The sequence below is a fragment of the Rheinheimera sp. MMS21-TC3 genome, assembly GCF_032229285.1.
Classification (GTDB): domain Bacteria; phylum Pseudomonadota; class Gammaproteobacteria; order Enterobacterales; family Alteromonadaceae; genus Alishewanella.
This window is the reverse complement of the sequence record NZ_CP135084.1, coordinates 2,448,490-2,460,676: the sequence shown is the minus strand read 5'-3', so window position 1 is coordinate 2,460,676 and position 12,187 is coordinate 2,448,490. Positions and strand designations below refer to the sequence as shown.

Genomic DNA, 12,187 nt, shown 5'->3' with positions numbered 1-12,187 from the left:
AAGTTGTGTTTAAGTGCTTAGCCAGTTAAATTGGTTTAAACACTTGAGTTTATTTATTATCATCCCCAACTTTAGTTGGATGCTTACCGATTAAGGAAATACTTTGTCTACACTTATCCAACAACGACTCTCTGCATTTAATACTGTTAGCTTTAAGCAAGCAATTGTTGGTATTAAGCGCGGTATAGAGCGAGAGACTTTGCGTGTTTGTCCTGATGGTAAGCTTGCATTAACACCTCATAATGCGGCTTTGGGTTCGGCGTTAACCCATTCTTTGATCACGACTGATTTTTCAGAATCTTTGTTAGAATTTATTACCCCTGCCACTGATGACATTGATACTACTATAGCCCAGCTAACAGATATTCATCATTTTGTTAGTAAGCAAATTGGCATTGAACAGTTTTGGCCGGCTAGTATGCCGTGTTTTATTAAAGATCAAAACACTATTCCACTGGCTCAATATGGTAGTTCTAATGTTGGTAGAATGAAAACCTTATACCGTAAAGGCCTGCATAACCGTTATGGCAGGATGATGCAGGCTATAAGCGGTGTGCACTTTAACTTTTCTTTTTCACAGCAGTTTTGGCAGCAGTATCAAGAGCTGTTAGGTGATAACGGTGATTTACAAGATTTTATTTCAGCGCAATATTTAGGCCTTATTCGCAATTACAAACGCTATGTTTGGTTAATGGTGTATTTATTTGGTGCCTCGCCGGCTATGTGTAAGTCTTTTCTTGCCGATCGTAAAACTAAATATGATTTTCAGCTTTTGGGCAAGGGCAGTTTATACTTACCTTATGCCACCTCCTTACGCATGAGTGATTTAGGCTATACCAGCAGCGCCCAGTCTAGCTTAAATATTAGCTATAATAATTTGCCTGACTATGTGGTTGGTTTGCAAGATGCTATTAGTAAACCTTCAGAGCAATACAGCAAAATTGGGGTTAAGTTTAATAATCAATACCAACAGTTAAATACTCATGTTTTGCAAATTGAAAATGAGTTTTATTCTACCATTAGGCCTAAACGGACGGCTGAAACAGGTGAGCGGCCAACTTGTGCTTTATCTAAGCGGGGCGTGGAATATGTTGAGGTACGGGCTTTAGATGTTAACCCTTTTAGTAAAATAGGTATTAATGCTGAGCAAATGCATTTCTTAGATACATTTTTGTTGTTCTGTTTGTTAGAAGACAGCCCAGAGATGTCAATTGCCGAGCAAGATATTGCTGATGCTAATTTACGTAAAGTTGTTACTGATGGCCGTAGGCTTAATTTAGAGCTGCAAGATGGTGAACAGCCACGCTTAATGCAAGATTGGGCCGAGCAGTTGTTTGCCGATATGATGCCTGTTGCTAAATATTTAGACAGCGCTTACAACAAGCAGAAGTATCAATCTGTATTAACAGAGTTTTATAAAGCTTTATTAAACCCGGCTTTAACTTACTCTGGGCAGATACTGGATAAACTGCTGCCACAACAACTAGATAATGGCGAGTTTATGCTGCAATTGTCTGCTGAATATAAGCAGCAAATATTGCAACAACCTTACCGAGTGTATTCAGAGCAAATGTTTGTTGCAGAAGCAGTTAAGTCACATGAAAAGCAAAAACTAATTGAGCAACAAGATGAAATTAGTTTTAGTGAATACCTAAAGCAGTATTACGAAGAAATACCAGAATGTGATGAGTAAATAACAGATAAAAAAAGGGCTACCATTGGTAGCCCTAACTTTATCCAGGGAGTATAAAACTTAACGCTTGTACTTGTGCTACACCTTGTTAGTATCCATTAAATGAAGAAAGTTCAAAAAAAAATCGCCAATTATGATAAATAGCTCACACTATGCTGGTTTACTTCGAATAATATTATTGGGGGTAACAGTGGCTTTTGTTGCAAGTTGTAGCACTTCACCACCGCAAAATAGCGCTAATATTTGCGAGATCTTTAAAGAACATCGTAGTTGGTATGATGACTCGGTAAAAATGCGTGATAAATGGGGCGTACCTATTCATATTGCCATGAGCATTATGTATCAAGAAAGCAGCTTTAAACATAATGCTAGGCCCCCCATGCGCTGGTTTTTAGGCTTTATTCCTTATGGTCGCGCTAGCTCGGCCTATGGTTACTCACAAGCAAAAACCGTCACTTGGGACGACTACGTAAAAGAAACCAACAGATTTTGGGTAAGCCGAGATAACTTTGGTGATGCCATAGACTTTATGGGCTGGTATATCAGCAAAAGCCACCGCATAAACAAAGTATCCAAATGGGATGGTTACAACCAATACCTAAACTACCACGAAGGCTGGGGCGGCTATCAACGCGGCAGCTACAAGAAAAAAGCTTGGCTTATAAACACCGCTAAAAAAGTAGACAGCCGAGCCAAAACCTACGCTAGCCAATTAAATAAATGCGAAAATGATTTAAAACGTGGCTGGTTATGGCGCCTATTTTGGGGATAAGGTATTAATTGACTCTGACCCTTTTTTGATACAAATCTAACAAAAAGTCGATACTAATGGTTTTGGTTTGCTCTGCAAAATGTTGTTTTTGCTCGGCAGTAAACTTCCAAGCTAAGGGCACCATTTGAATTAAGGCTAATACATCTGCAGCTTGGTTAAAGTGTAATTTAAAACTAAGCCGCTGGCGCTGTTGATGGTTAAAACCGTCTATAGTGATAATAGCATCATCATGCAATCTAGGTTGCTGATACACAGCCTGTTTAATTTCAAATAAATGCTCTGGCCCTGGTGTTACTGTTAATAAATGGCCACTAGGTGTCATAACTCGGGCTAACTCAGCTGCAGTGGAAGGGGCATAAATACGTACTACAGTATCAAAAGCTTGGTCGCTATAAGGAAGGTGGTAAGCACTAGCGACACAAAACTGGATTTTTTTATTGGCTTTAGCGGCAATTTTAATGGCATTTTTGGCAATATCTAGCCCATAAACAGCACATTCTGGCAACGCTTGTTGTATTTTACTGCTGTAATAGCCTTCGCCACAGCCTAAATCTAATAGCTTTTGGCAAGCAAGCGGTTGCAGCAACTTGCACACTGCATCGGCTAAAGGTTGATACCAGCCTGCTTGTAAAAACTCACGCCTAGCTTGCATCATTTCTTTATTATCACCCGGCGCCTTAGAGTTTTTCTGTTGCACCGGTAATAAGTTAACGTAACCTTCTTTGGCAATATCAAAACAATGATTTTGCCCACAGCGATAAAGCTTATTATCTATAACAAGTGGGTTTTGGCACAGCGGACATTGATACATAATACAATCTAAGTAAAAAAATTCGGCTTAAGTGTAGCAGTAGCGCAGTGTTTTAAGCAAAGCCTTGCTATACTCTGGCCTCTTTTAAGCTATTTTATTGCGCTAGTGGAGCCGTAATGCAAGATCTAGAACTCTGGACCTTAGATGAATTATGCGATCATGCTTTTGACATTTTTGAAGAGCTGGCCGCTGAAAACCTTTCTGCGTTAGATTACTCAATGTACCAACAACATGCGGATAGTCGCGGCTTTGTCGATCTAGTGCCACCGGCAGAGGATTGGGTAGAAATTATGATGCAAGATCTAGAACCAGAGCTGCAATTAGAAGCGCAAATCGGCTTAAGCGGCGAAGATGGTCAGGCAGATATAGTATTAGCCCGCATTTTATTAAGCCGCGAAAAGCACGATGCCTTATGCCACGCTCAGTGGCGGGGCTAATAGTTTTATTTAATCACTTGATACAGCCGCTGCCACATAGCGGCATTTTTTTGTTTAAGCTCAGTGGCTTTTTGCTTTAAGGTTAAGCTTAACTCGGTTTTATGCTCGAGTAATTGCTGTAAGCTGGCTAATAGGCTTTGCTCTGTTAGTTGCTCTACGCAGTATTCGGCCATGGCAAAATCATTCATCATGGCGTGGTATTTATGACTCCAGCTAGTGGCAATGCAGGGCACCCCTTGGCTTAAAGCATTAATAGCGCCGTGAAAGCGTGAGCTAATGGCCAGTTCGGCTTTACCAATAAAGGCTTTTACGGCTAAAGGATCTTCAATTTGGACGATCTGACACTTGGCATTAGCGGCAATTTCATTGCAAAGCACTGCATCTTCTTTGCCTTCATGATTCACCAGCATAACCTGGAAACCTTTTTCGTTTAGCTTATTGGCTGCTGCTGCAAAGGCATTAATGTATTCTGCTCGTTGTTGCTCGGCATCGGCATGGTTAAATTTAGACACGACTTTATTGTTAGGAATAAGCGCAGCATAGGGGCCATCAATGGTTGGCACTTCATGATTCGCTTTAGCGGTTAAGCCTATTGTAAAGTCGGGAGTTAGCACAACTGATTGCGGTAAGTCTGCTACACAGCTTTGTAAGTGCTGCAATGACACAGGATCACGAACAAATATTAAAGCAGCATGCTGAATAATATCGCGCATGGCGGCTTTGCTAGGCTCTGATTCAAAAGGGCCAAAGGCTTGGGGCATAAAAATAAAGGGTTTGCCAGCCTTAGCAAAACGCACTACTTCTTTGGCGGTGTTTTGTAAAAAGCGCAGTGGCCATTGATCACCATAAGCAAAGCCGCTGGCCTCTAGCACTAAGTCGACTTGTTGCTCACACAGCATGCCATAACGGCGAAATAAACCCTGCATGGGTAGCTTGCCAATCCATGGGGTTAAATCTAGGCCGCCACGGCGAAAAGATAGCTTTTGCCAAGCCCCTAAACGCGCCCGTTCAGGGTAGGGTAGGTTAGGCCCTGGTGATAACACTAATTGCACGTTAGGCTCGGCTTTTAAGCCATCTAAGCAGGCAAGTAACATTAAATAGGCGCCTTTATTGCGAAACTGGACGCCTTTAATTTCAACAAAAAATGGTTTGCTCATATACCGCCCTTATTAAAACGCGTTAAATACTTAGGTTATTTATTAATTTTTACGCACTGTAACTAATTGCCACATTTGTTGGCGTGTACTTTTAAATAAAAACAGAAAAAAGAACGAGGCAAAAGAGTAAGAGATAAGTGTAGCCCAAGCCGCACCAACTATCCCCATTGTCGGGATCAGCCAAATATTTAGGCCAACATTAAGTAAAGCACCAATAACATGGCTAGCTAAAGATAAAGGCTCTTGCTCGGTAATAAGTAAATGCTGGCTAATTAAATAACGAACAAAGATAAAACAACCCGCCCACACATGAATTTGTAATACCTCTACGGCAGCTAAGAAGTTAGCACCAAACAATAAACTAATGATCCAAGGTGCAATAAGCGTCATCACTAGCGCGATAGAAAACGCCGCGGCAAAAAACAATAAAGTGAAATGACGCAGCTTTAAATAATAGGGGGTTAAGCCTTGTTGATGGGCGCGGATCATATCCGGATAATAACGCGCGGCTAAGGTAGCAGGGAAAACATACCATAGCTCAGATAACCGGCTGGCAGCGGCATAAATACCGGCTTGTTCAGCACCCGCCATAGAGCCAAGCATAACGATATCTATTTTTAAGTAAATTACCGAGACAATACCCGACAGCCAAAGCCAAGATGATCGCTTTAATAATTGTTTAGCCTGAGCCAGGTTAAACCAGCGCGGATGATAGCCCGGCCAGCGGTTTTCTGTTTCGTTATAAGGTTTGTGCTTTAAACGATAAACAATGTATTGCGCCACGCCAACCAGTAAAAACTCGATACCGGTAAATAAAATTAAACTTGCGATACCAAAACCTTGATATAACAGGGTTAATTTAATGCTAAAGCTCACAGCGGTTATAGCGGCTTTAATATAAGCGACCGTTCTAAAGGTGCCTTGGTAATTTAAATAAAATTCAAATAATAAAAAGCCAAAGAAGGTTTGCAGCAAAAATAGCGCTGGGATGGCAATGCGTAAATGGCCAACAAAGAGGTCGGGATAAAGCCAATAAAAGGCCAGTAAAATAAGGCTACCACCAATAAAGCCGAGTAGTAAGCGCATACTGATAGCGCTATACAGCATGGTCATGGCATCTTTACCCTTGTCATGCTTTACCATTTGTCTAACAACGATATTGTTTAAGCCTAAACTAGTAATAGGTACTAAAAACGCGCTCCAAGCCATAACAATAGAGAAAATACCAAGCTCAGCAGCACCTAGCATACGGGCAACAAAAATAGTTAAAATCGCACCTGCTGCTAACTTAAACATTTTATCGCCAAGCATGGCTGTGGCTCTAGCTTGTAGCAGTTTGATTATAAAATTCACTCTTGATCTTCCTTATAACCCTTTGATTAAAAATGTTTAAACCTTACTTATTGTTATGACGTAAAGCTTGCTGGCGAAAATGCGACACTAGGCGCCAAGTGTTTTGCAATAAATATAAATAACCGGCAAATGCCAAGCTAAATAACAGCAGCATAATAAAGTCGGGTACCAGTAAGTATTCGGCAATAATACCAATACAAGAAAAGACGCAAGCTAAAGACGTTATTAATAATAACGACTCGCGAGAGTTTAAGCCCAAACGTAAGGAAATATGGTGTAAATGCTCGCGATCAGCTTTAAAGGGGGACTGGCCTTTGCGAATACGCCTAACCATAATGGCAATCATATCCATTAACGGAATAGCAATAATCCACAAGGCGGTAACAGGTCTAAAACTGGCGGTTTCACTTTGGGTGCCAATAATCAGTAACCAAATAACGCTTAAGCCAATTAACATACTGCCGGCATCGCCTAAAAATATCTTTTTATTACCGATAAGCCCTAAGTTACAGGCTAAATAAGGCACCATAGCGCAAATTATGACTAAGACAAAAGCGGCATAGTCTTGCTGGCCCCATAACCACATAAAAATAGCGATAGTGCTAAAGCTAACCAAGCTAAGCATGCCCGCTAGGCCGTCTATGCCATCGGTCATATTAAAGGCGTTAATAGCGGCAATAACGGCAATTAAGGTAATAGGTAAGCCGAAAATACCCAGTTCTATGCTACCTAAACCAAATAAGTTACCTAAGCTACTTAAGTGCAAACCTAAACTCCATGTCATGGCTAAACCCAGCAGAGTTTGCACGGCTAAGCGTAGTTTTACACTTAAATCTAGATAATCATCAAAAACACCTAATAGTACTATGCAGCCGGTACAGGCTAAGTAATAAAATGGCTGTAAGGCGGTATCTGCAAATAAACTTAAACTAATGGCGATACCAATATAAGTAGCAATACCGCCAATTAAGGGAATAGCCCCTTGGTGCTGTTTGCGACCGCGCGGAATATCAACTAAGCCAAAGCGGATCGACAATGGATAAAGCAAGCCTATCGCTAATGTCGAGCAAACCAAGGCAGTTATGTAAAGTAATGTATTTTCAGCCATTTAGTTACTCGTATATCTATTTTTATGACTATGCTGTTAGTGCTATTCAGCACAGCGTCAGCTAAAATCGGGTTTACTGTGCACAAGGTTGTTTAATTTAACTGGCTCAATTGGCCGTTAGGACGAATAAGTAACGTGCAACTATCTCAGTGTAAAATTCTTATTATTAGTAACATGGGGCCAAAACCATCGGCGCCATTTCAAGGTAAATTTGTGCATAACCAAGTTTGGGCCTTAGCTAAACTTAATCCTGCGTATCATTATATGCGCTGGCACAGTGACTCTTTGCTGAACAAGCTTTTGAAATATCCGGTTTTTTTACTTAGTTTTATCTGGCGCTTTGTTATTAGCCGTCAGCGCTATGATATAGCACATATCCACTTTTTTTATCCGACTATTTGGCTGGCTTTAGTCTATAAATTTTGTCGCAATAAAAATTTAAAAATAGTCGTTACTTGTCATGGCAGTGATATTTATAAGTATCAACCGCCCAGTAAATTATATCGCTGGTGTGCTAAGCAAGTTGATCAGTGGATCTTTGCCAGCTCGGCGTTAGAGCAGCATTTTTCTTTACCAAAAGCCAATAGCAAAGTGTTAGCGGCGGGTATTAATGAGTCTTATCGCCAAGCTGAGCAAGTGGCCTGGCAAGATAAAACCATAGATTTACTTTATGTCGGTAGTTTAGATGAAAACAAAGGTATGGATAGGCTGCTGGCTATGCTGCCTTACTTAACCGACAAGCATGTAGTTATTGCTGGCAGTGGCCCTTGGTTAAGTCGGTTGCAAACAGCGGCGACTGAGTTTTCCAATGTCTTAGTTGTAGGGCCAAAAAATAGCAGCGCCTTAAAGCAGCTTTATCAGCAGTCGCGTTATTTAATAAATTTATCCCGTAACGAAGCCTTTGGTTTAGTGATGACCGAGGCCATGTGCTGCTATACGCCTGTGATTGCCAGCTTTACTGATGGCGCTCAAGAGCAAGTGCAAAATGGCGTCAATGGGGTATTACTTAGCGCTACTGATTCTGAGCAACAATGGCTAACCAATGCCACTGCCATTATTCAACGCTTATGGCAGCTGCCACCCGAGCAGTATCAACGGCTGCAACAACAAGCCCGCATGAGTGCAGAGCCCTATTTATTAAAAAATATCGCAGAGCAATTAGAGACAGTTTATCAACGAGTTGTTTTATGAGTGAATCAGTTATAAATAACGAAGCAATTAACCTAGAAACAGTTAAAATTGGCCCTGTTCAGGTAGCGGCTTTTAACGATATGCAGCATATGCTGGAATTAGTGATTAAGCCCGATGCTACTGTGTTTGCCGGCTCAGCTATTGCTATTAATCCTGAAAAAATATTAACCGCAATGCAGAACCCAGAAATTGAGGCGGTAATTAACCAAGCCGATTTACGCTATGCCGATGGTATAGGGGTGGTGAAGGTTATGCGTAAACGGTTAGGTAAACAAGTACAACGTATTCCCGGTTGTGAGTTTTGGCAGCAATTAATGCTACGCGCTGCACAATATCAGGTGCCGGTATTTATTGTTGGCGCTAAACCCGAGGTTAATCAGCAAACTGCCACTAAGCTAAAACAACAGCAGGTGAATTTAGTCGGTGCGGTTGATGGTTATTTTAAAGACGAAGCGGCTCTAACCGCCAGTATTAAACAAAGCGGCGCTAAAATAGTCAGTGTGGCTATGGGCTCACCTAAACAAGAGTTGCTTATTCAACGACTAGCCAAGGCGCACCCCGATTGTTTTTATATGGGCGTTGGTGGCACTTATGATGTTTTTACTGGCAATGTAAAACGGGCTCCGGCTTTGTGGTGCAAGCTAAATTTAGAATGGGCTTATCGGTTGCTGTTGCAGCCTAGTCGCATAGGCCGGCAGTTGGGCTTGTTGCGTTATATTTGGTGGTATTGGCGCGGTAAAATTTAGTGATATTTAGTAATTAAGGGTGATAACGAATGGTTAATGCAGCTGCTTTACCCCTGATCAGTGTTTATATGCCTACTTATAATCGGGTTGATATGGCGATCCGCGCTATTGAATCTGTTTTAGGGCAAACTTACCCTAATTTTGAGTTATTGGTAGTAGACGATGCCTCGCCTGATGATACTTGGCATATTTTAAACCAGCGCTATAAGCATGATGGCCGAGTACGTTTATTTCGCCAAGACAAAGGCCAAGGTGCTTGCGCTGCCCGCAATAGAGCCATAACCGAGGCTAAAGGCGAGTGGGTTACCGGTATTGATGACGATGATGAGTTTTTAGCCAATAGGCTGCAAAGCTTATATGACGCTTATGATGACAAATATAGCTGTGTTTGCTCTGGCTATATTTGGGATTATGGCTCTTTGCAAAAGCGGCTACATACCGAACGCAAAGTGGTAGCCTTGCCTGAGTTGCTAGACTTACATGTGCTGTCTAATCAAGCCCTAGTAAAGCGCGAGCGCATGCTAGCCTTGGGCGGCTTTGATATAAATTTAGCCGCGTTTCAAGATTACGATATGTGGGTGCGGGTAGTGCGTGACTATGGCCCCGCTTTACGTATTGCCGAGCCAAGTTATAAGGTGAATGTAGGCCATGAACTGGGCCGTATTACAGACTCACCCAAACGCTTAGATGCCCACAAGCAATTTGTGGCTAAGCATCGCAGCTTAATGTCTGAGCGTAACTTACAAAATCAAATGTATTACCGCCAAACCATGCAACATCAGCCGCTTAGTTTATTTGGTTTTTTTAGTAGTGCTCGTTACGGTTTAGTCGGCTTAAAGTGGCGTTATTATTTAAAGCATAAATTAGGTATTTTAAGTAAATGGCGAATGCAGTTGTTTAGTAAGGGTGTTATGGGGCTGTTTAAAAAGTGATAGCCCCAGCAAAAACGCAGCCTTGGTTATTAAGCCAAGCCGATCGGCTGTTATGCGGTTTGATCCCTTGGTTTTTATTGGTTGATTGTTTAAATGGCGCTTTATTGCAAAGCCAAGGCTCAGCTTATGGCTTGGCTTTGGTTTATAAAGGTTTGCTGTTAAGTTTAATGTTGCTGGCGCTTAGTCAAAGCCAGTTTAAAGCCGTGTTAATTTATATTGCTACTGCACTTTTACTGCTATTAGGGCCAGCTTTAAGTAGTTGGCAACAAAGCAGCCAATGGATTTTGGCAGACGTTCAATTAGTGGTAAAAATACTCAGCCCCTTGTTAGGCTTTTATTACTTTTTCACTTTACAGCAACGGCAGCCTGCTTCAGCTCAACGGCTGTTCTACTTTACCCTAGCTGTAAGTTCAGTCGTTTTATTACTGAATATGTTATTGGGTTTAAGTGGCTGGGGTTATAGTGCTTATCGGCCGATGGAGAATGTGCAGCAAGCGTTTTTAGGCGTAAAAGGTTTCTTTTATTCCACTAATGAATTGTCGGCATTGTTATTGGTATTAACGGCAGCTTTATTAAGCCTTACTTGGCCATTATCGCGCTGGCGTTACTGCCTTGTTAGCCTATTGGCCTTGGTAATAGCTTTGTTGTTATTAACTAAAACCGGGCTATTTGGCTGTTTAATTTTAATGTTAACTATTCCTTTATTGTTTATGCCTGCTCAGTTTTGGCGTCAGCATCAGCTAAGGTTAGTTGCCATAGCGGCCGTATTTATTGTGCTGTTATTGTTAGCAAGTCTTAATCTGCCAGCCCTGTTACAAGCATTAGGTATTTACCATAAGTTGGAGTTTGTTTATCAACAGCGTGGCATTAGCGGTATTATTTTATCGTCGCGTGATCTTTATGCCAGCCAAATATGGGCCAGTGTGCAGCAGCACTATGCTAGCTGGCAAACTCTACTTGGGGTAGGGCAAGGCGGTAGTGCCTTACAGCTTAAAAAGTACTTTGCTGAACTAGACTGGTTTGATTTATTTATCTTTTATGGTGTGGTTGGGGGCGTTGTTTATATTGCCACTTTTGGCCTATTTATTTGTAATAGCATTAAACACCTTGGCTTAAGGTCAGGCCGTGTTATGTTATTGCTTAATCTAGTATTATTGGCTGTTTCTGCTATGGCAGGCCATGTTATAACCTCAGGTTTATTGTGGTTGCCTTGGGCACTTTGCAATGCGCTATTATTTTCAAGCAGCGAGCAGCAACTAAGGACGATACGTGAAAGACATTCTTGAGCCTTTGCTATATCCACAAAATATTGTGTTATTTGCTTTATTTATTAGTTGTATTTTCTACCGTAAAAAAGGCTTATGGTGCTTATTTATTTTTTATTATGTGTTGGGCAATAGCTTTATTGCTAATCAAGCTAGGGCATTATTTCCCGAGTTTAAACTGCAGGGAGCGGCATTAGCATCGGCCAACAGTGTCAATGCAATTGTGCTGGGCTGCGGTGGCAGTGCGACAGCTTTACCCGCCTGTGCTAAGTCGCGTTTAGATAGAGCCATACAACTGTTACCTAAACAGGCTGCGTCTGTAGTAATAACCACTCGCCACTGCCAGCCTTATGTTGACTATTTACTGCAAAATCAGCCCAATATTGCCATTAACTGCTTTAATGGCGGCGATAATACTTATCAAGAGTTTTCTAGTTTAAGCCAAAAATATGGTATTAAGGCCAATTATATTGTTACTAGCCAGTTTCATGGCTGGCGAGTTCGGCAACTGGTTGAGTACCATAAATTGCCTAGCCAAGTTATTACAACGTCTAGCCAAACTTTTCGCGCCGTAAATTGCGGGATAAATTGTTTTTTTACCGTAAATCTAAGCAATTTTGATTTATACAGTAAGTTAATTGCCGAATTTAGCAGCTACACGGTGTTTGTTGTAACGCGTAGCTGGACTTCATGGCACCAAGCACCAGAGGCTGAATAAAAGC

12 protein-coding genes are annotated in these 12,187 nt (G+C 41.4%); 8 read left to right on the top strand and 4 right to left on the bottom strand.

Annotated features, from left to right (window positions below; all coding sequences use genetic code 11):
- Window positions 1–103: 103 nt before the first annotated feature.
- Both gshA and RDV63_RS12010 read left to right on the top strand, forming a co-directional pair.
- Entirely contained in the window at window positions 104–1,693 is a 1,590-nt protein-coding gene (gene gshA / locus RDV63_RS12015; RefSeq protein WP_313909731.1) for a glutamate--cysteine ligase, read from the top strand.
- 190 nt (window positions 1,694–1,883) lie between these two features.
- Window positions 1,884–2,465 carry a hypothetical protein gene (locus RDV63_RS12010; protein WP_409934835.1) on the top strand — a complete coding sequence of 194 codons (582 nt, stop codon included), beginning with the start codon at window positions 1,884–1,886 and terminating at the stop codon, window positions 2,463–2,465.
- 4 nt (window positions 2,466–2,469) lie between these two features.
- Here RDV63_RS12010 and rlmA read toward each other — a convergent pair whose 3' ends face one another.
- The gene (gene rlmA / locus RDV63_RS12005; RefSeq protein ID WP_313909729.1) at window positions 2,470–3,276 is read right to left on the bottom strand and encodes a 23S rRNA (guanine(745)-N(1))-methyltransferase; all 807 of its coding nucleotides are present in this window, start codon (window positions 3,274–3,276) and stop codon (window positions 2,470–2,472) included.
- A gap of 116 nt (window positions 3,277–3,392) precedes the next feature.
- Between rlmA and RDV63_RS12000 the strand changes: the two genes are divergently transcribed.
- Window positions 3,393–3,713, top strand: a complete 321-nt coding sequence (locus RDV63_RS12000) for a DUF440 family protein (protein WP_313909728.1) — start codon at window positions 3,393–3,395, stop codon at window positions 3,711–3,713.
- A gap of 5 nt (window positions 3,714–3,718) precedes the next feature.
- On the opposite strand, the gene RDV63_RS11995 is transcribed toward RDV63_RS12000, so the two are convergent.
- The 3 genes from RDV63_RS11995 to wecA are packed head-to-tail and all read right to left on the bottom strand — an operon-like array spanning window position 3,719 to window position 7,331.
- Window positions 3,719–4,870 carry a polysaccharide pyruvyl transferase family protein gene (locus RDV63_RS11995; protein WP_313909727.1) on the bottom strand — a complete coding sequence of 384 codons (1,152 nt, stop codon included), beginning with the start codon at window positions 4,868–4,870 and terminating at the stop codon, window positions 3,719–3,721.
- 42 nt (window positions 4,871–4,912) lie between these two features.
- Entirely contained in the window at window positions 4,913–6,223 is a 1,311-nt protein-coding gene (locus tag RDV63_RS11990; RefSeq protein WP_313909726.1) for a flippase, read from the bottom strand.
- Window positions 6,224–6,266: 43 nt separating this feature from the next.
- Window positions 6,267–7,331, bottom strand: coding sequence for a UDP-N-acetylglucosamine--undecaprenyl-phosphate N-acetylglucosaminephosphotransferase (gene wecA / locus RDV63_RS11985; protein WP_313909725.1), 1,065 nt, complete (start codon window positions 7,329–7,331; stop codon window positions 6,267–6,269).
- 213 nt (window positions 7,332–7,544) lie between these two features.
- Between wecA and RDV63_RS11980 the strand changes: the two genes are divergently transcribed.
- The 5 genes from RDV63_RS11980 to RDV63_RS11960 are packed head-to-tail and all read left to right on the top strand — an operon-like array spanning window position 7,545 to window position 12,183.
- Entirely contained in the window at window positions 7,545–8,522 is a 978-nt protein-coding gene (locus RDV63_RS11980) for a glycosyltransferase family 4 protein (RefSeq protein WP_313909724.1), read from the top strand.
- A complete protein-coding gene (locus RDV63_RS11975; RefSeq protein WP_313909723.1) occupies window positions 8,519–9,268 on the top strand; it encodes a WecB/TagA/CpsF family glycosyltransferase in 750 nt (249 codons plus the stop codon). The genes RDV63_RS11980 and RDV63_RS11975 overlap by 4 nt, the downstream gene beginning before the upstream one ends.
- A gap of 29 nt (window positions 9,269–9,297) precedes the next feature.
- Window positions 9,298–10,200, top strand: a complete 903-nt coding sequence (locus RDV63_RS11970) for a glycosyltransferase (protein ID WP_313909722.1) — start codon at window positions 9,298–9,300, stop codon at window positions 10,198–10,200.
- Window positions 10,197–11,486 carry an O-antigen ligase family protein gene (locus RDV63_RS11965; RefSeq protein ID WP_313909721.1) on the top strand — a complete coding sequence of 430 codons (1,290 nt, stop codon included), beginning with the start codon at window positions 10,197–10,199 and terminating at the stop codon, window positions 11,484–11,486. Before RDV63_RS11970 ends, RDV63_RS11965 begins: the two co-directional genes overlap by 4 nt.
- Window positions 11,470–12,183 carry an ElyC/SanA/YdcF family protein gene (locus RDV63_RS11960; RefSeq protein WP_313909720.1) on the top strand — a complete coding sequence of 238 codons (714 nt, stop codon included), beginning with the start codon at window positions 11,470–11,472 and terminating at the stop codon, window positions 12,181–12,183. The genes RDV63_RS11965 and RDV63_RS11960 overlap by 17 nt, the downstream gene beginning before the upstream one ends.
- Window positions 12,184–12,187 lie beyond the last annotated feature (4 nt).

Coding starts and splice junctions, on each gene's coding strand:
- rlmA (WP_313909729.1), bottom strand. CDS start 3,276: ATGTATCAATGTCCGCTGTGCCAAAACCCACTTGTTATAGATAATAAG.
- RDV63_RS12000 (WP_313909728.1), top strand. CDS start 3,393: ATGCAAGATCTAGAACTCTGGACCTTAGATGAATTATGCGATCATGCT.
- RDV63_RS11995 (WP_313909727.1), bottom strand. CDS start 4,870: ATGAGCAAACCATTTTTTGTTGAAATTAAAGGCGTCCAGTTTCGCAAT.
- wecA (WP_313909725.1), bottom strand. CDS start 7,331: ATGGCTGAAAATACATTACTTTACATAACTGCCTTGGTTTGCTCGACA.
- RDV63_RS11975 (WP_313909723.1), top strand. CDS start 8,519: ATGAGTGAATCAGTTATAAATAACGAAGCAATTAACCTAGAAACAGTT.
- RDV63_RS11970 (WP_313909722.1), top strand. CDS start 9,298: ATGGTTAATGCAGCTGCTTTACCCCTGATCAGTGTTTATATGCCTACT.